The organism is Arthrobacter sp. D5-1, assembly GCF_017357425.1.
In the GTDB taxonomy this organism is placed as follows: domain Bacteria; phylum Actinomycetota; class Actinomycetes; order Actinomycetales; family Micrococcaceae; genus Arthrobacter.
Map to the genome: position 1 here is coordinate 2,361,204 of NZ_CP014571.1, position 20,887 is coordinate 2,382,090.

Here is a 20,887-nt window from a genome sequence, read left to right on the forward strand (position 1 = left end):
TCACCTGTCCGGGCATCAGTCCCTTATGAGTTGGCGTGCCAGTTCCACCGCCCCGTGGACCGGGGCTTGGGAGAGGATCCGGATCGATGACGGATCTTCCAAGGAGACCTTCCGGGCAACCGAGCCAGCGAGCTGGCTGTGGTTCACCAGTAAGCTGCCGGCCATGACCAGTGGCAGCTCGAGGCCGAGCTCTCCCAGTACCTGCCTGGCCAAACTTGCCAAATGATGGGCGGCCTCAGCCTGAATCCGCATGGCTGCCGAGTCGCCTTCGGCGGCGAGTTCCAGGACCAGCGGGGCGAGAGTCGCCCAGTGATCCGGCTCCGGCTTGGCGTAGAAGGCATCCATGAGCTGCAAGGCGTCCACATTGGCCGTTGCGGCCATCAGCGAGCGGACCAGCGTCCCGGGTTCCAGGCCTGCATAATATTCCCGGAGGGCTTCACGCACGGCGTCCCGCACCACGGAGTAGCCACCGCCCTCGTCGCCAAGCAAGTAGCCATAGCCACCGCTGCGGGCCTCCGCCCCGTCTGCGTTCCGGCCCCAGGCTACCGAACCGGTGCCGGCAACCAGCACAACTCCGGCATCCAGGCCTGCTGCGGCGAGGACGATGCGCGTGTCATGGACCACCTCAACGCGGGCGCCCGGAAAGTGCTCGGTCAGGAGCGCGGACAGCACAGCCCGGCTGGCTGGGGTGTCGGCGCCGGCCGCGCCGGCACATACGGCTTCGATTCCGCTGCCCACACTCGCGGCAATCCTTCGCAGAACTGCGTCGGCTCCTTGGTGGCCCACTGAGGAAAGATTGGCGCTCGCTTCGGTGATTTCGACGCCCCCTCCCTCCGCGTGGGTTCCGTCCCAGCGAACGGCATGCGTCTTGGAGCCGCCGATGTGCAGGCCGAGAACCGCCGGCGTCATCGCCGGGCCGCCGTTTCATCTGCCCCGGTCAACGGGGCGACGGTGGTATTGGAGCTGGCCCCGGACCTCTTCCCGCCGTTTTCACGGAACTTCTTTATATCCTCCAACTGATGTCCCTTCGTTTCCTGGCTTTGTCAGGTCAGCGTGGTCCTCATGAGCCCAGTTCACATTGGCATAGACCAATTCCGTTGTCTACAAGTAGGATGTCCAATATGCCCACAGACGTCGCGCCGGCAACGCCGAAGTACTACTTCCTCAAGACTGAGGTTCTGGGGCTCATCGCGGGCCTCCAGCCAGGAACGCTGATCCCCACCGAACGTGCACTGGCCGGGAGGTACGCCACGTCCCGTACTACTGTCAGGCAGGCAATCAGCGAGCTGGTGGCCGAAGGAAAACTGGGACGCATCCAGGGGCATGGAACCTTTGTGGCCCCACCCAAGGTGACGCATGTCAGGCAACTGACGTCCTTCTCCGATGACGCCCGCAACCAGGGGCTGCGGCCGGATTCCCGGCTGCTGGCCCTGGATGTGGTCGGCTCCGATGCCGGCGTCGCAGACCAGTTGGGACTTGCGCAGGGCGAACCTGTGACCCGGCTCGAGCGCATCCGGTTGATTGAAGGGGAGCCTCTGGCGCACGAGGTCGCCTGGCTTCCCGGCAGGCTGCCGCGCTTCAAGTCCAATCTGGCCAAAGCCGGTTCGCTGTACGCAGTACTGGCCGATGTCTACGGCCTCCGCGTCGCCGACGTTGAGGACACTGTGGAGACGGCCCTGGCTGGGCCGGAGGATGTCAGGCTGCTGGGGATCGAGATGGGTGCGCCATTGTTGGTGGTCCACCGGCTGGCCCGTGACGCCAACGGCGCCCCGCTGGAATGGACCCGCAGTGCGTTTCGCGGCGACAGGTTCCGGTTCGTATCCCGCGTGAAGTCGGGAGGCTGAGGTGGCCAACTCGTCCTCTGGAGAGTCAATCATCCGGCGTCTGGTCCGGCTGGTGGGAGCGTTCGACGACGCCCACCTCACCATGAGCGTCGCCACCCTGGCCAGGCGCTCCGGGCTTCCGGTAACAACCACCTACCGTCTGGTGGACGAACTCTTGAATGAAGGTTTGCTCGAGCGCGGAGCCAACGGGGAGGTGCGGATCGGCACCCGGCTGTGGGAGTTGGTGTCCAGGAGCTCACGCATGGTGGGCCTCCGCGAAGCGGCCCTGCCGTTCATGGAGGATGTGCAGTCAGTGGTCCAGCACTCCACTACTTTGGGAATCCTGGATTCGGACGAAGTCCTGTACATCGAACGGATCGGCTCCAGGGATTCCCTGGTGGACATCACCAAAGTTGCCGGCCGCCTTCCGGTTCATGGAACCTCGTCAGGGCTGGTGCTGCTGGCCTATTCGCCCCCTGCTTACCAGGACCTGTTCCTGGCCCGCACGCTGGAGAAGTTTACCGATGCAACCCTGACCCAGCCCACTGACCTGCGACGTCACCTGGCCAACATCCGGCAACAGGGGTTTACTTCCATGCCCGGAATCATCGTGCCGGAATCCAGCGGAATCGCAGTCCCTGTCTTTGGCCGTGCGAATACGGTGGTCGCCGCCCTGAGCGTCGTGGTCCCCAGAAATGAAGAAAACGTCGCGGCCCGGGTTCCGGTCCTGATGACTGCTGCGCGCGGCATTTCACGGGCGCTCGGCTGGCGGGGCGAGCTCAAGGGCGCTGTCCGGCAAAGCAACGGAAGTATCTGATTCCCGTTCATCGGTAACCCTGTGGTTACACTCACAACCGCGCTGGCAGAGTAAAACCAAGCAGGGCATCACCGCCCAAATCTCCACCTCATCAGGGCCCCTGGGGCTCTGTTCCGTGCTGCCCTGCGTTGTACCTGGGTTTCAGCAGCCGCAGCGCCGCGGCAGGAGGAGTTGGTCATGGAAACAGCAAAGCAGGCTGGGCAGGAGTCCGTCAGCAGGAGGGTGGCCGGCAAGGTCGCCGTGGTGACGGGAGGCAGGGGAGACCTTGGCGGTGCCACAGCCCGTCTGCTCGCCCAGCACGGAGCAAGTGTTGCCAGCCTGGACCGGGCGGGAACATCCACCACAGCAAGGCACCCGGGGATCACTGAATACGACGTCGATGTCACCAATGAAGCCAGTGTCGCGCAGGCCGTGCAGCAACTGACCGCTGAGCTCGGCGCACCGGACATCCTGGTCAACGCGGCAGGAATCATCGGCCCGGCAGGTGCCAGCCACACTGCCAGCGTGGACCAGTTCAACCTCGTCTTCGACGTCAATGTCAAAGGCGTGTGGCTCCTGACCAAACACGTTGTCCCGGCCATGATCGCCAAGCAGTCCGGCAGCATCATCAACTTTTCCTCCATCCACGGACTAACCGGCGGGCGCAACGTTCCCCTATACCACGCCACCAAAGGAGCCGTCCGACTCTTGAGCAAGTCAGACGCAGCGGCCTATGGCACCTACGGAGTCAGGGTGAACTCCATCCATCCCGGATCCATGAACACGCGGATGAGCAGGCACTCTGCAGAACAGTCGGACATCGGAGCAGAGGCCTACTACCAGCAACTGGTGGGCGGAAACCCGCTCCCGCGCCAAGGTGAACCGGACGAGATCGCCTACGGAGTGCTCTATCTGGCCTCCGATGAGTCCCGTTTCACCACCGGCTCCGAGTTGGTCATCGACGGCGGCTACACGGCCGTCTGACAGCCCCCAATCCATCACGCCCCTTGAGAGGTACCACCATGAAATACCTGAACGGCACACCCTCCACTGCCTACGACGTCGTCGTCGTCGGCTCCGGTGCCGGCGCTTTAACTGCAGCCGCCACGGCCGCGCGTGCCGGCAAGTCCGTCGTCGTGCTTGAAAAGACCCACTTGCTGGGTGGAACAACCGCCGTCTCGGGAGGCATGCTGTGGGTTGCTGACAACCATCATGCCCGCGAAGCCGGGCTGAGCGACTCCAAGGAAGCGGCAGCCCGGTACGTCCGCGCCGTTGCCCGGGGACGGAGCCGCGAAGAACTTCTGGAAGCGGCCCTGACCTACGGCGACACGATGCTTCGCTTCACTGAAGACGAATGCGGAGTCCGGTTGATCTTCCTGGACAACTTCCCGGACTATCGGCAGGACCTGCCCGGTTCCGTGGAAGGCGGCAGGACAGTTGAACCCGAGCTGTTCAACATTCGTGAAGCGCTCGGCGGCCTCGCCGCCCATGTCCGGTCCGATGGCCGGGCCCCGTTCACCATGCAGGAGTACGAGACCTGGGGCGCATTCACCAAGTTCCCGTGGGCGCAACTGAAGCAGCGGCAGGAGCAGGGGCTGGTTGCCAAAGGCCAGGCTCTGGTCTCCATGCTGCTGGCCAGCCTGGTGCGGGATGACGCTGCGCTGGTGGTTGGCGCCCGCGGGCATCGACTGCTGAACGACGGCGGCAGGGTAGTGGGCGTGCAGCTCACGTCAGGCGAAACCTTCCATGCCAACGACGGCGTGGTCCTCGCCACGGGCGGCTTCGAATGGGACAGGGCGCTGGCTGACTCGCTGCTGGCCTCACGCCTGTACATCATGTGCTCGCCGCCATCGAATACCGGCGATGGGCTCAAGATGGCCCAGCGGGTGGGGGCCCACACCCGGGGAACCCGGGAAGCCTGGTGGGCTCCCATGTCCATCACGGGAGACACCCGGGACGGTGAACCGGTTGGTACGCTTCTGCGTTTTGAGCGGCAAGGACCGGGATCGCTCATGGTCAACCGTCATGGCCGGCGGTTTGCCAACGAATCCCAGAACTACAACGACCTCGCCCGGTGCCTCCAATCGTGGGATTCACCCAACAACCAGACCCTGAACACTCCTGCCCATGTGGTGTTCGATCACAGCTACCTGGAGCGCTACGGTATCCTGGCCCACCGGGCGGGCCAACCGACGCCGGCTTACCTGACGGAAGCCCCCACGTTGGCCGAACTGGCCGCGAAGATCGGTGTCCCTGCCGATAACCTCGCGGCCACCGTTGAACGCTTCAACCACTATGCAGTCAAAGGCGAAGACCCGGATTTCGGCCGCGGCGAAAGCGCCTACGACAAGTACTGGGGTGACGACGACTGCCCTTGGCCCAACCCTTCCCTCGGTCCACTGCAGTCCGGTCCGTTCTACGCGATGGAGGTGGTCAATGGCGCCTTCGGCAGCAACGGAGGTGTTGCCACGGACGCCTTGGCGCGGGTCCTGGACGTCGACGGAGAGCCCATCCCCGGCCTGTACGCCGCCGGAAACACAACGGAGAACGCCTACGCTGCGGGCTACCCTGGGGCCGGTGCCACCCTGGGGCCCATCATGACCATGGGCTACCTGGCAGGACGCACCATTGCAGGCGAGCCGGCGGAGTACACGCCCTCGGCATATAGGGGCGCAGCAGCAGGAGTTGAAGCATGATTCGCCACGTGGTGCTCTTCAAGTTCAAGGCCGGCTTTCCCGAGGCGGACAAGGCTGCCTGGCAGGAGGGCCTGGACAGGATGAAGGGCAATATTCCCGGCCTGCTGGAGCTCACGCACGGGCCGGATGTCCTCCACCAGGATCGGTCCTTCGACTACGCCATTGTGGCTGACTTCAGTACGGTCGAGGACCTCGAGGTCTATACCACGCACCCATTGCACGAGCCGCTGAAGAAGTACTCCTATCCCAACAGCGGGCAGATCATTGCCGTGGATTTCGCGCTCCAGCCTTGAGCCGTGCAGTCGCGCAGTGCTGAGCACGTCAGTGAAAGCACTGGAGTCCAGTCAGGCGATGGCAGCGCCTGCCGTTTCCTTCAAGGTCCGGCGAACGAACTCCGCACTGGGCTCCGCATAAGCGGCAACCGTCCGGCTGAACAGTGCCGAACCTTCGGCCCCGGGCCAGTCCTCCGGCAGAAATGCAGGAGGCAGCCCGGGGTCCAGATACGGGATGATCCGCCAGCGGTCGATGCACTGCACGTAGGTGGAAAAAGCTTCAGCAGAAGGCTCCACCGTCCGCACGGGAGACGCAGGAGCGCCATCAATGGTCGCGCCGGCCGAACCGTGCTCACGGATAAAGTCCCTGTGCAGCGCGGCCACTGCTTCCAGGTCCCACCACTTGGAGGCTGCGTCGCGAAGGCTGCCGCCAACCATGGGTGTTCCCGTGACGAAGATCGTCGCCATGTCCCGGAGCGACAAGTCCATCAGGATTTCCTCCACTTCGCCTCGCAGCGAATCAGGACAGATCCACAAACCCGCTGCCACGGTCCCGCAACCGATCCAGTGGAGCCGACGCCGCAGCTGGTGCCGCTTTTCGCGTTCCGTCTCAGGAATGGAGAAGGAGATCAGGCACCAGGGATCCTCCAGTGACATGCTCCGTGGGTTGTAGATCCGGCGGTCTCCGCGCGCCAACATGGTGGCGGCCCCGTCTGTAAGCGTGAAACCGGGGACCCCTGCGCGCGTCTCCTGAAGCACCACATCCTTTTTACGCAACCGGCCCAAGGCGGTCCGGGTTACTGTTCCTGTCGTGCCCAGGGCCTCCATGAGTGCCACGATGTCCTTGGCGGACATCCATCCGCCGGCGTCGCGCAGGTACAGGCCGATCACGGTACGCAGCAACGACGTTGTACTCCCTGGGCGGGAGTCCATGTCATCGAGGACAGCACTCATTTCCGGCTCACTGCGCTTGGGAGAGTGCGTCGCGGATGGCTGCCACTCCCAGTTCAACTTCGGCAAAGCTTGTGCTCAAGGGGGACAGGCCAATGCGCAGGCCGTGCGGGGGACGGAAATCGGGGATGACACCCTTTTCCCAAAGCCTCGCTGTAACATCTGCGAACAACGGGTGGTCCACGGTGATGTGGGAGCCGCGCTCGGCCACATTCCGGGGGCTCACGATTTCCGCGCCGAGAGGCACCAGGAGCTCCTCTGAGAGTGCGATTGCGTACTCCGTGAGCTTGATGGACTTTTCCCGGACCGCGTCCATCCCTACGGAGGCAATCAGTTCCAGCATGTCTTTCATGGGCTGCATGGCCAGCACGGGAGGTGTTCCCGTGATGAACCTGCGTATCCCTTGCGCGGGACGGTAGGCGTCCGTCATGCCAAACGGGTTGTCGGCCCCCATCCAACCCCAGATGGGTTGCTGCAAACGGTCCTGCTGGGAAGCGTTGACGTAGGCGAAGGCGGGCGAACCGGGGCCACCATTGAGGTACTTGTAGGTGCAGCCGACTGCGATGTCCACGCCCCACTTGTCCAGCTCCATGGGCACGGAACCTACGGAGTGGCAAAGGTCCCAGAGCATCAGGGCACCTGCTTGATGAACCTTGGCAGTGATGCCCTCGGCGTCGGCCAGGAAGCCTGACCGGTACGCAACATGGCTGAGGACCACTACGGCGGTCCTTTCGCCCAGCAGTCCGTCCAGGTCCTCCGGGCGAACACCGCTGGCGGGGTTCGCAGCGATCCATTTGATAGTCGCCCCACGCTCGGCGGCGATGCCCTCGATGATGAACCGGTCGGTGGGGAAGTTGTCGCGGTCAATGATGATCTCATCCCGCCCCGGCTGGGCATCCACTGCCGCGCGGATCATCTTGTAGAGCATCACGGAGGTGGAGTCGCCCACGGTGGTCTGCCCAGCGGCAGCGCCCAAGGTCACCTCGCCGATGCGGTCGCCAACGACCGTCGGCTCATCCATCCATTGCTCGTCCCAACCCCGGATCAGCCGGCTGCCCCAAGCCTCGTGCACAAACGAATCGAGGTTCCCTGCCGTGACCTTCAGCGGGCGGCCCAGTGAGTTGCCATCCAGATATGAGGTGAGTTGGGCGGCGTCGGGCGCGTAGAAGGCCTCGCGCTGGGCGGCGAGGGGATCAGCGGCATCCAGTTCGGCCGACGTTGGCCGTTGGGTTTGCTGTGCTGTGGACATGGTTCCTCCTGCGGAAGTGTTGGGCGGCAATGCTGGATGTTTGCCTGGGTGCTTAGTTACCGATTTCGGTGCGTACGGCGTAGAGCTCGGGGAAGAAGGTCAGGTCCAAGGCGCGCTTCAGGAAGTCCACGCCCGAGGATCCTCCGGTGCCGACTTTGAAACCGATGGTTCGTTGAACCGTCCGCAAATGGCGGAAGCGCCATGCCTGGAAGTTGTCCTCAATGTCCACCAGGTCCTCGCACGCTTCGTAAAGGCCCCATGGGGTGTCATCGGATTCGTAGATCTTCTGGAAGATGGGGACCAGGTCCTTCCGGAAGGTCCACGGCTCGCTGGTGTCCCGCTCAAGGATGTCGGCGGGAATGTCATAGCCGGCGCGGGACAGCACTGCCAGGAAGGCGTCATACAGCGTGGGCTCCTCCAAGAGCTTGCTGAGCAAAGCGTGGGCCTCGGGTTCGCTTTCGAATACGCGCAGCATCCCGCGGTTCTTGTTGCCCAGCAGGAACTCGACACCGCGGTACTGATAGGACTGGAAGCCGGACGAGCTGCCCAGGAACCCGCGGAACTGGGCGTATTCACGCGGCGTCAACGTTCCCAGGACCGACCATTGTTCAGTCATGGTGCGCTGGATGGCCTTGACGCGGGCGATGCACTTCAGTGCCTTGCCCAAATTGTCCGCGTCAAACAGCCTGCGGGCTTCCAAAAGTTCGTGAAGGACCAGCTTGAGCCAGAGCTCGCTGGTCTGGTGCTGGATGATGAACAGCAGTTCATCATGGTGTTCCGGCTCGCTCAGGGGGTGCTGGGAGCTGAGCAGGTGATCGAGGTCCAGGTATCCGCCGTAGGACATCGCGTGACGGAAATCGGTGCGGACGGTGTCCTCGATGTCCCGGACGCTGTGGGCGGAATGGACTGTGGGCTTTTCCATGGTTTGAGATTATCACTTCCATGACGCACGTCAAGGTATTGATTTCCGGTTCGCAGGGGGCCACCGTCACGTAGGCTGAAGCACGACCATTGGGGAAGGGGAGTGCGGATGGAAAGTGTGGAAAAGGCTGCCGCGCCCGTGTCGATCTACCTCGACGTCGATGGCGTGGTGAACCCCTTCAGTCCGGTGGGAACCACTGATTGGGGTGGCGAATGGACCACCGCCGACGCCGGGATCCTGGAGGTTGCCTTCGCGCCGGAACTCGTGGCGGGACTTAATGACCTTGCCCGCCATCCAGCCGCGCGTTTCGTGTGGCTGACCACGTGGGAGCGCCTTGCACCCGAGTTCCTCTGCCCGGCTATCGGCCTCCAGGGGGAGGACTGGCCGGTACTGTCCAGCCAGGGCTGGGACCAAGGCCCGGAGTGGTGGAAACTTGTCGCCCTCCAAAAGGATCTGGCGGCTACGGGGAGCCGGCGGATCGTGTGGCTGGACGACCAGCTCAGCCGGGAATCCGACGCCCGCTCCTGGGCTGAATACCAACAGGACCGTGTGCTTTGCATCTCACCCGATCCCCGCAAGGGACTGTCCCCGAGCCACCTTGCAGCAGTAAGGGAGTATCTGGGCTGAGGGGAAGGCCGTGTACGTTTGTCCGCTCACTGGATGCCACGTAAGATTCTTAAGGTTTCAAGCCCGCCAGAGTGAATTCCGCAAGCCCGGTCAGTTGAACACTTGCTGAACTATGCTGTGGATGGCAGGTACGGGGAAGTGAAACTGCTGAACGTCGACGACTCTGCAGATTGGGCAACAGGTGGATATCACCTTCATGGTCGCGCTGGTAATAGCGTTGGCCCTTTTCTTTGACTTCACCAACGGGTTTCACGACACAGCGAATGCGATGGCCACGCCTATCGCCACGGGGGCGATCAAGCCCAAGACGGCCGTTGCCTTGGCCGCTGTGCTCAACCTCGTCGGCGCGTTCCTCTCCACGGAAGTGGCCAAGACCATTTCCGGTGGACTGATCCGGGAAGGCTCGGATGGTATCCACATCACTCCGGACATCATCTTTGCCGGACTCATGGGCGCAGTTCTCTGGAACATGGTCACGTGGCTCAAGGGCCTGCCATCGAGCTCCTCCCATGCCTTGTTCGGCGGCCTTATTGGCGCGGCAGTGGTGGGCATCGGGCTCCATTCCATCAACTTCGAGACCGTGCTGCAGAAGGTGATCCTGCCCGCGATCTTCGCGCCGCTGATCGCCGGCCTGGTGGCTTACATCTGCACCCGCCTCGCCTACGCACTGACCTCGCGCCACGATCCCGAAACCGGCGACAAGCTCACGCAGAAACGCGGCGGCTTCCGCACCGGACAGATCTTCACGTCCAGCCTGGTGGCTCTGGCGCACGGCACCAACGACGCCCAGAAGACCATGGGCATCATCACCTTGGTTCTTATCGCCGGAGGAACCCAGGCTCCGGGCAGCGGTCCGCAGTTCTGGGTAATCGCGGCCTGTGCCTTCGCCATCGCCATCGGAACCTACGCGGGCGGCTGGCGGATCATCCGCACCATGGGTTCCGGCCTGACCGAGGTCAAGCCCGCCCAGGGTTTCTCTGCCGAAACCAGCACGGCTTCGGCCATCCTCGCTTCGTCCCACCTCGGCTTCGCCCTGTCCACCACACAAGTCGCTTCGGGATCGGTCATCGGCTCGGGCCTGGGCCGTAAGGGCACCTCGGTTCGTTGGGGTACCGCAGGCAAGATCGCGTTGGGCTGGCTCTTTACCCTCCCGGCCTCGGCCATTGTCGGTGCACTGACGGCGCTCTTGGTGAGCATCGGCGTCGTGGGCGTCATTATCGCGGCAGTTGTTGGAACAGCAGCGGTGCTCTTCATGTTTGTTGTCTCGCGCAAATCGCATGTGGGCCACCACAACGCCGTCGAGGTTGAAGAAGCCGGCCATGCCGTCCGGTTCCGCAAGAAGAAGAAGACCCGTAAGACCACCCAGAATGAGGATGTGCGGCGATGAAATGGTTGGAATTGCTGCAGGTAGGAGGAGTCACCCTCGTGGCGGCCGTGACTTTGGTGGTCCTTTACTCCCTGGGGGTCCGCCTCACGGCCATCGCCGGTGACGCCCAGCAGAAGTCGCCTGTCCTGGTCCGGTCCCTGGCCTACGTTTGCTTCGGCGTGTGCGCCGCGGCCGTCCTGTTCGGGATCTACCTGATTGTTCCCTACTTCGGAAAGTAGCAGCCTCTCTGGCAGTCGGGGGCTTTCGGGAGAATAATCAGCAGTGTAGTTATGCACATAACTGCGTGGTTGTGATCCGGCAGATGCGGGGCTGTCATGAATTGCCCATCCCGAAGCCATCTCATCCGACTGGCTCTGGTTCCGGCCTTGATGCTGGGCCTCTCCGCCTGCCTTCCGCCCGCAGCTGAGGGCGGCGGATCATCGCCTCCGGTTTCCAACCCCTCCACAGCCGCCACCACTGGGCAACCAGTACCAAGCACGATCGCTCCTACCGCCACACAACCGGTTGGTCCGGCAGGCCCCGGGGCGCCACAGGCGGATGCTCCAGTGGTTCGCTGGGTCCCCATCGGACCGATTGGCCCGAACGATCCCACCTCCGGCCAGCGATATCTTTTGCTCCAGCAGTTCCAATGCGATGCCTTGGTCCAGAGCGTGGAGGGTGCCGACGACGCGGCAGTCTGGCTGGCCGGCGCCGCCGTGTGCAAGGCACTTCAGAGCGGGAGTCAGCAGGATTGGCAGCGGGCTTCCATTGCAGTTGCTGCCACGCCGCGGATACCGCAAACCCAGTGCCTTGAATTCCGGGTCGCCGCCACTTCGGCGTCGCTGCTCGCCCAACACCGCAGCAATCCCGACGCTGTCTTCATCGTGGAGCCGGGACAGGGCGAAGCATGCCCGAGGCAGTTGGTTGGATTGACCGTGGTTGACGAAGAGCTCAGGCCGATCCCAGGGCTGGCACGCGCCTCCGGGCCCAGCAGTGGTGGCACGATTGTTCGCTTGGACGGCTACTACGTCCGGGTGGGCGATGTCCTGTTCGACGGCGTTCCCGTGGACGCTGAGTTTGTTGGCGCCAGGGACGACTACCAGCCCGTCTATCTCCGGATGCCCTCGTCAGCCGGCCGGGACTCGATCCGGATCTCCATCACGGACACCGTGGATATTGCCGGAACGGTGACCTTCTTCTACGACGATCCCGGTACCGCCACCGGTTCCGTGCCACCCCCGGAGACCGCAAGCCCGGGCACAGGTTTGCCCGGCCGCAGTCCCTCCGCCACTCCACCCCCAACTGCGCCGCCGTCAGGCGCTGCCTCCCCAACGGCTGCCCCGTGAGCGATACACCCGATACCGAAGAAGGAGTCAACAACACACGCTGGCAGCGGACCCTCGAAGTCCTCTCGGTCATCGGCCCGCCGTTGACCATCGTCACGGCGCTGCTGGTCTATTTCGGTTGGGCCCGCACTGACGCGCAGGCCAAAGCCATGGGCCTCGATGTCAGCCTGTTCGGTTACACAGTCCAGGACTTTGTCCTGAGGAGTATCCAGTCGCTGTTCCAGCCGTTGGCGTGGCTCGTGGTCATCGGTTTGCTGTGGTTCATGCTGGACCGCGCAGTATCGCGGCTTCTTGAAGCCGGGCGGCACAGAAAAGCCGTCCATCTGACCGCCACCCTTGTGATGTTGCTCGGCTTTGCCTATGCCGCGGCCATGTGGCTGGCCGTTTCCGCACGTCCCGGCCAGATCGTGCTGTACGCGCCCTTCCTGATCGCCGGGGGATTGGTGGTGGGGGCCTGGGGCCTGAGTGTGCGACGCCGGGCCGTTGAGCGCGGCCACCCTGCGCAGAGGACCACCCCAAGGGCCCTCGAGAGGTCCCTGGTGTTCGTGCTGGTCACGCTGCTGCTGTTTTGGGGTACGTCGGATTACGCGCAGGCACTGGGTCGCGGTGCTGCCCTCGACTACCAGGAACGTTCCAGCCTCTTGCCCACGGCGGTGGTCTACAGCAAGGAACGTCTTGCGGTCGGTGCCCCGAACGTCCGCGAGGAGTCTGCGGGCTCGGATACGGCGCCCCTGTATAGGTACACCGGGCTGCGGTTGCTGGTGGTCAGCGGCGGACGGATCTTCCTGCTCAACGAAGGCTGGTCCCTCGAGCGGGGCCGGGTGGTGGTGCTGCAGGACGACGGCAGTGTCCGCGTGGAGTATGGGAACCCGGCGTCGGACTGACTAGTCTGGGCCCATGTCGACGTTTCAGTACTACGTAGCTTGCACCATCGACGGCTTCATAGCCTCCCCGGACGACGACCTCGGCTGGCTCCTGCAGTTCGACCGGGTTGAGGGTGTGAACCAAGGCATTGAGTCCTTCATGGCGGGCGTCGGGTGCATCGTCATGGGCGGGGACACCTACCGCTGGCTGATGGAACACGAGCCCGGCCAATGGCCCTATCCGGACACTCCCTGCTGGGTGTTCACCCACCATGAGTACTCGGCTCCAGCCGGAGCGGACATCACCTTCGTCCGCGGAGACGTCCGCGAGTTCGCCCCGGACCTGCTCAAAGACGCTGGAGACAAGAACGTCTGGTTGGTGGGCGGAGGCGACCTCGTGGCCCAGTTCGCCAATGCCGGGCTGCTGGACGAGATGATCGTCACGATCGTTCCCGTGGTGCTGGGTGCGGGGAAGCGGCTGTTGCCGCTGAAAGGCCCGACGGCGCCACTTGAGCTGGTCTCGCACAAGATCATCGGCGGGGCCGCGGCCGAGCTTCACTACAGGCTGCCCAAGGGCTCGGATTAGGTGGTCAGTGCCGGTTGTCCCGGATCATATTGGTGATCCGGGCGGTCGAAAGCCGCCGGCCCTTGTCATCGGTCATCACGATCTCATGGGTAGCAAGGGTGCCTCCCAGGTGAATCGCCGTGCACGTGCCCGTCACTAGGCCGCCGGCAACTGAACGGTGGTGTGTTGCGCCCACTTCGATGCCTACCGCATGGCGGCCCCGGCCGGCATGGAGGGACGCCGCGAACGATCCCAAGGTCTCGGCGAGGACAACGTGGGCCCCGCCGTGAAGGATGCCCGCTACCTGCGTGTTTCCTTCCACCGGCATGGTGGCGACCATTCGTTCAGCACTCATTTCCGTGAACCGGATCCCGAGCTTCACCACCAGTGCACCCACACCGTGTGCCGAGAGCCAATCGTGGAATTCTTCGGGCACCCCTGCCTCGGCGAGCTCATCGGCAAAGGGGTTCGGCGTGAAATTGTCCATCATGCCAACTAGGCTGGCACCTGTGAGTGAAACAACCAAACCGGACCAGGTTCCAACGGCCCAAGCTGCTGCCATTGCGACAGCCCCCACCCCCTCTGCCACAGTATCGGCCAGCACCGCGGGGGAGGGCCGGCCCAGGCTGCTGGTCCTTGACGGCCACTCCATGGCGTTCCGGGCTTTCTATGCGCTTCCGGCCGAGAATTTCTCCACTGCCAGGGGCCAGTACACCAACGCAGTCCATGGCTTCACCTCCATGTTGATCAACCTGATCAAGGACCAGAAGCCCACGCACGTCGCCGTAGCTTTTGACGTCTCTGACGACACCACGTTCCGCAAGGCCGAGTACAGCGAGTACAAGGGCGGGCGCAACGCGACGCCTGCAGAGTTCGCGGGCCAGATCGGTCTCATCGCCAAGGTCATGGAGGCCTGGGGCATCAAAACGATCGCCATGCCCGGATACGAGGCAGACGATGTCCTGGCCACGCTGGCCGCGCAGGGCGACGCCGCAGGCTTCGAAGTCCTTCTCGTTTCCGGCGACAGGGATGCGTTCCAGCTGATCAACGACAACGTCTTTGTGCTCTACCCCAAGCAGGGCGTGAGCAACATTCCCAGGATGGACGCTGCGGCGATTGAAGAGAAGTACTTCGTCAAGCCCGGCCTGTACTCGGACCTCGCCGCCCTCGTTGGCGAGACCGCTGACAACCTGCCAGGCGTCCCGGGCGTTGGCCCCAAGACAGCTGCAAAGTGGATCAACCTGTACGGCGGCCTCGAAGGCATCCTGGAAAACCTTGACTCCATCGGCGGCAAGGTGGGCGGTGCGCTGAAGGAGAACCTGGAGAACGTCAAGCGGAACCGCCGGCTGAACCAGTTGCTGACCGACCTCGACCTTCCCCTCACCTTGGCTGACTTGCACGAGCCACGTCCGGATCGCCAGGCGATCGAGGAACTCTTCGAGGAACTCGAGTTCAGGACCCTCCGTACGCGGCTGTTCGATCTCTACGGTGATGACACCGCAGGAGAGGCTCCGGACACCATTGAGGCCCCGGACTATTCGGTCCTCACGGACGCCGCGGGACTTGAGTCGTTCTTCGCCGCCGGATCCGGTGTGCGTTCGGCACTTGCAGTGCAGCTTGTCCCCGGACGCATCGGTGATGATGCGGGCGCCCTGGCTGTTGTCAGGAACAACGGAGCGGCCTATATCGAACTGACGGGGCTGGACGCCGCAGCTGAGTCGGTCTTGGCCCGCTGGCTCAAGGACCCCGAAGAAGCCAAGGTGCTGCACGAGTTCAAGTCGGCACTCAAAGCTCTTCATAACCGTGGCCTCGGCCTGGAAGGCGTGGTGGATGACACCTCCATCTCCGGCTACCTGATCCAGCCGGACCGCCGCAGCTACGATCTCGCAGAACTCGCGCAAGTGCATCTGAAGATCTCACTTACCGCAGCCGCTGCCCAGTCCGGGCAGCTGGAGCTCGACCTCTCAGGTGAAACAGACCAAGCCGCCGCCGCAGCGCTCGTCCAGCATGCCGCCGTCGTACACGCCCTCAGCAAGCACTTCGAATCGGAACTGTCGGACATCAAGGCTGATGCCCTGTTGACGACGCTGGAACTTCCCGTTGCACGCGTGCTGGCGCAGATGGAACTCACAGGAATCTTTGTGTCCACGGGCCGCATGGACGAGCAACTCGCGGACCTCACCAAGGTGATCGAGAACGCCCAGGAGCAGGCGTTCGCGGCGATCGGACACGAGGTCAACCTCGGATCACCCAAACAGCTCCAGACTGTCCTCTTCGAGGAACTCGGGCTGCCCAAGACCAAGAAGATCAAGTCCGGCTACACCACCGATGCCGCGTCCCTCAAGGGCCTGCTGGAAAAGACCGGCCACGAGTTCCTGGTCCAGCTCATGGCCCACCGTGAGTCCTCCAAGTTGGCCCAGATGGTGGAGACGCTCAAGAAGTCGGTCGCGGAGGATGGCCGTATCCACACCACGTACGCCCAGAACATCGCAGCCACCGGCCGCATCTCCTCCAACAATCCCAACCTGCAGAACATCCCGGTCCGCAGCGAAGAAGGCCGGCGGGTCCGCGGAATTTTTGTGGTCAGCGAAGGCTACGAGTGCCTGTTGTCGGCAGACTACTCGCAGATCGAAATGCGCATCATGGCGCACCTTTCCGGTGACGAAGCCCTGATCCAGGCGTACCGCGACGGAGAAGACCTGCACCGTTTCGTGGGTTCGCGGATCTTCAATGTAGACCCGTCCGAAGTCACCAGCGCCATGCGATCCAAAGTGAAGGCGATGTCTTATGGCCTCGCGTATGGACTCACGTCCTTCGGACTCTCCAAGCAGTTGGAGATCTCCGTGGACGAGGCACGGACTCTCATGAAGGACTACTTCGACCGCTTCGGCGGCGTGCGCGACTACCTGCGTGGTGTCGTCGACCAAGCACGGACTGACGGCTACACGGCCACCATCGAAGGCCGCCGCCGCTACCTCCCTGACCTGACCAGTACCAACCGCCAGGCGAGGGAAGCGGCAGAACGCATCGCCCTCAACTCGCCCATCCAGGGCTCCGCGGCAGACCTCATCAAGCGCGCCATGCTTGGCGTGTCCGCCGAGCTCGCCAGCCAGGGCCTGAAGTCACGGATGCTGCTGCAGGTCCACGACGAACTCGTACTGGAAGTGGCACCGGGAGAGCGCGAAGTCGTGGAGAAACTGGTCATCGAGCAGATGGGATCAGCTGCCGAGCTGTCCGTTCCCCTCGATGTCCAGATCGGCGTTGGCTCCAGCTGGTACGAGGCCGGACACTAGTCCGGTCCCGGAATTCCGGGTATCACCGCAGGACGCGCCGCCGGGATGGTGGCGCGCCCTGCGGCGTCTGGCTAGGCTCGGGATCGTGGCTGATCCCAATGAACCAACCTCCCGGAAATATTCCGTCCAGCGTTTCCCCGCTGTGGCCGACAAGGACGACGCCGATGCCTATAGCCGCTGTGCCACCTGGGTGCAGGCTGTATCGCACGGATTTCACCAGCAACGTCGTGATGACGAGTACCTTGCAAAGACCCTCGCCGCCTACCAGGCGGACGGGCGTGAGCTGACAGGTGTCTACGTCAACGGCGTCGTACCAGAACACTCCCTCGAGGCGAATGTCCCGGTGGCAACCTACGCCACCATGCGCAAGGACCTGAATATCGGTTTTGGCCGGCAGCTCGAGTCCAACCTGGTGACGGCTGTAACGGTCCGCGGAACACACCGCCGCCAAGGAATCCTGCGTGGCATGATCACGGCTGACCTGGCGGGCGCCAAGGATGACGGCCTGGCCATGGCGGCACTGACGGCTTCCGAAGGATCCATCTATGGTCGTTTCGGTTTCGGCGTTGCTACCTTTGAGCGCAGCATCAAGGTCGACACCGGACCCCGCTTCCGGATGAAGGGGCGACCGGAGGGAACTGTGGAAGTCGCGGATCCTACCGTGCTGCTTGACGTGGCGCCCCGGGTGTTCGAGCGCGTCCAGCGGCTGTCGCCGGGATCGGTGGACCGGCAGGAGTATTACCGGCTTGCTGCCTCCGGCTCCCTTGGGCAGGACGGCAAGCCCGACACCAGCGTCCGCTGTGCCCTGCATTACGACCTTTCCGGAGCGTTGGACGGCTACGTCTCATACCGGTTCAAGGGTTGGGACCACAAGCCATACACCATGGAAATTGTGGACCTCGTTGCCGCTACCAACGCTGCCTACCTGGATCTGTGGCGTTTCCTGGGCAGCATTGACCTCATCGAGGACGTGACTTGGGCTGAAGCCCCTGTGGATGATCCCTTGGCATGGGCATTGGAGGACCCACGGTGCATCGAGGCCTCCGAGGTCCGCGACATGCTGTGGCTCCGGATCCTGGATATCCCGGCCGCCTTGCAGGCACGCCGCTTCGCCTCCGCAGGACGCCTGGTCCTGGAAGTGACGGACTCACTGTCGCTGGCTGGCGGCACCTGGGTCTTGGAGTCCGACGGTGGGGCTGCGGCGGTCGTGACTGAAGCCTCGGGCGAATCAGCGGATCTGACGATGGACGTGGCCGACCTCGCGTCCATCTATCTTGGTGCGGTGTCTCCGGTAACCCTTGCTGCTGCGGGACGCGTCCGTGAGAAATCAGCCGGTGCCGCATTCCTGGCCCAGCAACTGTTCGCGGTGGAACGCCCGGCGCATTGCCTGACGCACTTCTAAACTGCACCACGTCATCAAAAGCACATAGACACACCTAGTTAAGGACATCCATGGGGGATTCCACGCGGCGGCCTGTGGCCGGCCGGCGATCAGTGCTGCTTGGAATGGCGGGCCTCGCATCAGCTGCGTTGGCGGCTTGCGCATCGGTGGAGGGGCCGTCAGGAGCGGCATCACCATCGGTTGCGCCGCCGACAGGCCCGGCCACGCCACCGCCGTCGATTGCTGCCGCATCAAGCCAGCAGGCCGCTGCTGCCCTAGCGCCAGCGGCCATCGCCACAGTGCCCGGCAAACAGCAGATCCTGGCCGAATTCGCTGGCAGGCGGCCCAGCGAGTGGGGGCTGCACATTACGGGAGTGGTGAACAATTCGCCGTCGAAGCACGTGGCGTTGACATTCGATGCGTGCGGCGGCCCTGGGGGTACTGGTTGCGACCACGCCCTGCTGACGACACTCCGCCGGCTCAATGTCCCGGCGACGCTCTTCATCAACAGCCGCTGGCTCCACGCCAACCCATCGCTGGCCGCCGAGCTGGCCGCCGACCCACTGTTCGAACTTGCCAACCACGGCACCCTGCATCAGCCGCTCTCCGTCAACGGGAGGTCTGCCTACGGGATCCCTGGGACGGCCAATGCCGCTGCTGCCTACGACGAGTTGATGGGAAACCAGGCGCTGATGCGTGAACTCGACGGCTCCGCTCCCAGGTTCTTCCGGCCGGGAACCGCCTTCTACGACGATGTCGCTGTGGAGATGACACGCAGGCTTGGGATGCTGCCGGTCAACTTCACCATCAACGGGGACGGTGGGGCCACCTATCCGGCGGCCACCGTCGCAGCCGAGGTGGCTCGCGCAGCTGCCGGTGACATCGTTATTTCGCACTTCAACAGGCCGGCGGCGGGCACTGCCGAAGGCTATGCCCGGGCTCTGCCGGGGATGCTGGACCGGGGCGCCACGTTCGCCCGCCTGGGAGACGTGCTGACCACGTGACACTCCTTTTGACCCTGCTTTGCCAATGCGACTAGAATAAACGGGCGTGTACTACGTGCATGCATCCATTTTGTATTAATCCACAAATCAGGATGACCCGGTATTTTGCCGTGTTCTGCCGTCCGGACCCGGACGGCAGCGGTTTGCCTGACCGACTCACTATCCACAACGGAGCCCCTACTACATGACCATCACCTCCACCGAGAAGCCCGGTACCCCCGTAGTCGCTATTAACGACATCGGTACCGCTGAGGACTTCCTCGCAGCTGTCGACGCCACCATCAAGTACTTCAACGACGGAGACCTCGTCGAAGGTACCGTCGTCAAGGTCGACCGCGACGAAGTCCTGCTCGACATCGGTTACAAGACCGAAGGTGTCATCCCTTCCCGCGAGCTTTCCATCAAGCACGATGTTGATCCCGGTGACGTTGTCGCCGTTGGCGATCAGGTCGAAGCTTTGGTTCTCACCAAGGAAGACAAAGAAGGCCGTCTGATCCTCTCCAAGAAGCGTGCTCAGTACGAGCGCGCCTGGGGCGACATCGAGAAGGTCAAGGAAGAAGACGGTGTCGTCACCGGTACCGTCATCGAGGTTGTCAAGGGTGGCCTCATCCTGGACATCGGCCTGCGTGGCTTCCTGCCCGCATCCCTCGTCGAGATGCGCCGCGTCCGCGACCTCGCTCCGTACATCGGTCAGCAGATCGAAGCCAAGATCATCGAGCTGGACAAGAACCGCAACAACGTTGTGCTGTCCCGCCGTGCATGGCTCGAGCAGACCCAGTCCGAGGTTCGCTCCACGTTCCTCAACAAGCTGGAAAAGGGCCAGGTTCGTCCGGGCGTTGTTTCCTCCATCGTCAACTTCGGTGCCTTCGTGGACCTGGGCGGCGTAGACGGCCTCGTTCACGTTTCCGAGCTGTCCTGGAAGCACATCGACCACCCCTCCGAGGTTGTCGAGGTTGGCCAGGAAGTCACCGTCGAGGTCCTCGAAGTGGATCTGGACCGCGAGCGTGTCTCCCTGTCGCTCAAGGCTACGCAGGAAGATCCGTGGCAGACCTTCGCCCGCACCCACGCCCTCGGCCAGGTTGTTCCGGGTAAGGTCACCAAGCTGGTTCCGTTCGGTGCGTTCGTTCGCGTCGAAGACGGCATCGAAGGCCTCGTGCACATCTCCGAGCTGGCTGTCCGCCACGTGGAGCTCGCCGAGCAGGTTGTCTCCGTTGGCGACGAACTGTTCGTCAAGGTCATCGACATCGACCTCGAGCGTCGCCGTATCTCCCTCTCCCTCAAGCAGGCTAACGAGGGCGTTGACGCTGACAGCACCGAGTTCGATCCCGCTCTGTACGGCATGGCCGCTGAGTACGACGAAGAGGGCAACTACAAGTACCCTGAGGGCTTCGACCCCGAGTCGAACGAATGGCTCGAAGGCTACGAGACCCAGCGTGCAGCTTGGGAGCAGCAGTACGCTGACGCCCAGACCCGTTGGGAAGCCCACAAGAAGCAGGTTGCCCAGCACGCTGCTGACGACGCTGCTGCTGCAACGTCCGGTGAGAGCGATTCCGGCACCACGAGCTACTCCTCGGAGCCGGCTGCTGCTGAGTCCAACACCGGCGGCGGTACCCTGGCGTCCGACGAAGCACTCGCCGCACTGCGTGAGAAGCTGACCGGCAACTAATTCCGCCTCCCTCACGGGATGTGCTGAACAGCCAAAGAAGGACCCCTGCCTCCGGGCAGGGGTCCTT

Annotated in this window: 20 protein-coding genes; 15 read left to right on the plus strand and 5 right to left on the minus strand. The window is 63.4% G+C overall.

Annotated features, from left to right (window positions below; all coding sequences use genetic code 11):
* Positions 1–15 precede the first annotated feature (15 nt).
* Complete coding sequence (locus AYX22_RS10715; RefSeq protein ID WP_207597397.1) at positions 16–909, minus strand: BadF/BadG/BcrA/BcrD ATPase family protein; 894 nt, start codon at positions 907–909, stop codon at positions 16–18.
* 203 nt (positions 910–1,112) lie between these two features.
* Here AYX22_RS10715 and AYX22_RS10720 point away from each other — a divergent pair, with 203 nt between their 5' ends.
* From AYX22_RS10720 to AYX22_RS10740, 5 genes are all read left to right on the plus strand, one after another.
* Positions 1,113–1,844, plus strand: a complete 732-nt coding sequence (locus AYX22_RS10720; RefSeq protein ID WP_207597398.1) for a GntR family transcriptional regulator — start codon at positions 1,113–1,115, stop codon at positions 1,842–1,844.
* Between the two features lies 1 nt (position 1,845).
* On the plus strand, positions 1,846–2,640 hold the full coding sequence (locus AYX22_RS10725) for an IclR family transcriptional regulator (protein ID WP_207597399.1): 795 nt from the start codon (positions 1,846–1,848) through the stop codon (positions 2,638–2,640).
* A 177-nt stretch (positions 2,641–2,817) separates the two neighbouring features.
* Entirely contained in the window at positions 2,818–3,603 is a 786-nt protein-coding gene (locus tag AYX22_RS10730; protein WP_207597400.1) for an SDR family oxidoreductase, read from the plus strand.
* A gap of 38 nt (positions 3,604–3,641) precedes the next feature.
* Entirely contained in the window at positions 3,642–5,315 is a 1,674-nt protein-coding gene (locus AYX22_RS10735) for an FAD-dependent oxidoreductase (RefSeq protein WP_207597401.1), read from the plus strand.
* A complete protein-coding gene (locus tag AYX22_RS10740; protein ID WP_207597402.1) occupies positions 5,312–5,608 on the plus strand; it encodes a Dabb family protein in 297 nt (98 codons plus the stop codon). Before AYX22_RS10735 ends, AYX22_RS10740 begins: the two co-directional genes overlap by 4 nt.
* A 51-nt stretch (positions 5,609–5,659) precedes the next feature.
* Here the strand turns inward: AYX22_RS10740 and AYX22_RS10745 are convergent, their stop codons facing one another.
* From AYX22_RS10745 to kynA, 3 genes are read right to left on the minus strand one after another with little or no spacing between them, the layout of a single operon-like run.
* Positions 5,660–6,541, minus strand: a complete 882-nt coding sequence (locus AYX22_RS10745) for a PaaX family transcriptional regulator C-terminal domain-containing protein (RefSeq protein WP_207597403.1) — start codon at positions 6,539–6,541, stop codon at positions 5,660–5,662.
* 7 nt (positions 6,542–6,548) lie between these two features.
* A complete protein-coding gene (locus tag AYX22_RS10750) occupies positions 6,549–7,787 on the minus strand; it encodes an aminotransferase class V-fold PLP-dependent enzyme (RefSeq protein WP_207597404.1) in 1,239 nt (412 codons plus the stop codon).
* A 52-nt stretch (positions 7,788–7,839) separates the two neighbouring features.
* Entirely contained in the window at positions 7,840–8,709 is an 870-nt protein-coding gene (gene kynA, locus AYX22_RS10755) for a tryptophan 2,3-dioxygenase (RefSeq protein WP_207593486.1), read from the minus strand.
* A 108-nt stretch (positions 8,710–8,817) separates the two neighbouring features.
* Between kynA and AYX22_RS10760 the strand changes: the two genes are divergently transcribed.
* The 6 genes from AYX22_RS10760 to AYX22_RS10785 all read left to right on the plus strand — a co-directional run bounded on the left by AYX22_RS10760 (position 8,818) and on the right by AYX22_RS10785 (position 13,497).
* On the plus strand, positions 8,818–9,336 hold the full coding sequence (locus tag AYX22_RS10760) for an HAD domain-containing protein (protein WP_207593487.1): 519 nt from the start codon (positions 8,818–8,820) through the stop codon (positions 9,334–9,336).
* Between the two features lie 181 nt (positions 9,337–9,517).
* Complete coding sequence (locus AYX22_RS10765) at positions 9,518–10,723, plus strand: inorganic phosphate transporter (RefSeq protein ID WP_207593488.1); 1,206 nt, start codon at positions 9,518–9,520, stop codon at positions 10,721–10,723.
* On the plus strand, positions 10,720–10,941 hold the full coding sequence (locus AYX22_RS10770) for a hypothetical protein (RefSeq protein WP_089595031.1): 222 nt from the start codon (positions 10,720–10,722) through the stop codon (positions 10,939–10,941). The genes AYX22_RS10765 and AYX22_RS10770 overlap by 4 nt, the downstream gene beginning before the upstream one ends.
* 327 nt (positions 10,942–11,268) lie before the next feature.
* On the plus strand, positions 11,269–12,048 hold the full coding sequence (locus tag AYX22_RS10775) for a hypothetical protein (protein ID WP_207593489.1): 780 nt from the start codon (positions 11,269–11,271) through the stop codon (positions 12,046–12,048).
* On the plus strand, positions 12,045–12,932 hold the full coding sequence (locus AYX22_RS10780) for a hypothetical protein (RefSeq protein WP_242703301.1): 888 nt from the start codon (positions 12,045–12,047) through the stop codon (positions 12,930–12,932). Before AYX22_RS10775 ends, AYX22_RS10780 begins: the two co-directional genes overlap by 4 nt.
* Positions 12,933–12,945: 13 nt before the next feature.
* Positions 12,946–13,497, plus strand: coding sequence for a dihydrofolate reductase family protein (locus tag AYX22_RS10785; RefSeq protein WP_207593490.1), 552 nt, complete (start codon positions 12,946–12,948; stop codon positions 13,495–13,497).
* 4 nt (positions 13,498–13,501) lie between these two features.
* On the opposite strand, the gene AYX22_RS10790 is transcribed toward AYX22_RS10785, so the two are convergent.
* Entirely contained in the window at positions 13,502–13,966 is a 465-nt protein-coding gene (locus tag AYX22_RS10790; RefSeq protein ID WP_207593491.1) for a hotdog fold thioesterase, read from the minus strand.
* Between the two features lie 160 nt (positions 13,967–14,126).
* Here AYX22_RS10790 and polA point away from each other — a divergent pair, with 160 nt between their 5' ends.
* The 4 genes from polA (at position 14,127) to rpsA (ending at position 20,820) form a co-directional block, all read left to right on the plus strand.
* Positions 14,127–16,769, plus strand: coding sequence for a DNA polymerase I (polA, locus tag AYX22_RS10795; protein WP_242703626.1), 2,643 nt, complete (start codon positions 14,127–14,129; stop codon positions 16,767–16,769).
* Between the two features lie 85 nt (positions 16,770–16,854).
* A complete protein-coding gene (locus AYX22_RS10800) occupies positions 16,855–18,171 on the plus strand; it encodes a GNAT family N-acetyltransferase (protein WP_207593493.1) in 1,317 nt (438 codons plus the stop codon).
* Between the two features lie 50 nt (positions 18,172–18,221).
* Positions 18,222–19,154 (plus strand): polysaccharide deacetylase family protein, encoded by a 933-nt coding sequence (locus tag AYX22_RS10805; RefSeq protein WP_207593494.1) that lies wholly within the window; start codon positions 18,222–18,224, stop codon positions 19,152–19,154.
* A 184-nt stretch (positions 19,155–19,338) separates the two neighbouring features.
* Positions 19,339–20,820 carry a 30S ribosomal protein S1 gene (rpsA, locus tag AYX22_RS10810; protein ID WP_026540604.1) on the plus strand — a complete coding sequence of 494 codons (1,482 nt, stop codon included), beginning with the start codon at positions 19,339–19,341 and terminating at the stop codon, positions 20,818–20,820.
* Positions 20,821–20,887 lie beyond the last annotated feature (67 nt).

Coding starts and splice junctions, on each gene's coding strand:
- AYX22_RS10715 (WP_207597397.1), bottom strand. CDS start 909: ATGACGCCGGCGGTTCTCGGCCTGCACATCGGCGGCTCCAAGACGCAT.
- AYX22_RS10720 (WP_207597398.1), top strand. CDS start 1,113: ATGTCCAATATGCCCACAGACGTCGCGCCGGCAACGCCGAAGTACTAC.
- AYX22_RS10730 (WP_207597400.1), top strand. CDS start 2,818: ATGGAAACAGCAAAGCAGGCTGGGCAGGAGTCCGTCAGCAGGAGGGTG.
- AYX22_RS10735 (WP_207597401.1), top strand. CDS start 3,642: ATGAAATACCTGAACGGCACACCCTCCACTGCCTACGACGTCGTCGTC.
- AYX22_RS10740 (WP_207597402.1), top strand. CDS start 5,312: ATGATTCGCCACGTGGTGCTCTTCAAGTTCAAGGCCGGCTTTCCCGAG.
- AYX22_RS10745 (WP_207597403.1), bottom strand. CDS start 6,541: ATGAGTGCTGTCCTCGATGACATGGACTCCCGCCCAGGGAGTACAACG.
- AYX22_RS10750 (WP_207597404.1), bottom strand. CDS start 7,787: ATGTCCACAGCACAGCAAACCCAACGGCCAACGTCGGCCGAACTGGAT.
- kynA (WP_207593486.1), bottom strand. CDS start 8,709: ATGGAAAAGCCCACAGTCCATTCCGCCCACAGCGTCCGGGACATCGAG.
- AYX22_RS10760 (WP_207593487.1), top strand. CDS start 8,818: ATGGAAAGTGTGGAAAAGGCTGCCGCGCCCGTGTCGATCTACCTCGAC.
- AYX22_RS10770 (WP_089595031.1), top strand. CDS start 10,720: ATGAAATGGTTGGAATTGCTGCAGGTAGGAGGAGTCACCCTCGTGGCG.
- AYX22_RS10785 (WP_207593490.1), top strand. CDS start 12,946: ATGTCGACGTTTCAGTACTACGTAGCTTGCACCATCGACGGCTTCATA.
- AYX22_RS10790 (WP_207593491.1), bottom strand. CDS start 13,966: ATGATGGACAATTTCACGCCGAACCCCTTTGCCGATGAGCTCGCCGAG.
- polA (WP_242703626.1), top strand. CDS start 14,127: ATGGCGTTCCGGGCTTTCTATGCGCTTCCGGCCGAGAATTTCTCCACT.
- AYX22_RS10805 (WP_207593494.1), top strand. CDS start 18,222: ATGGGGGATTCCACGCGGCGGCCTGTGGCCGGCCGGCGATCAGTGCTG.
- rpsA (WP_026540604.1), top strand. CDS start 19,339: ATGACCATCACCTCCACCGAGAAGCCCGGTACCCCCGTAGTCGCTATT.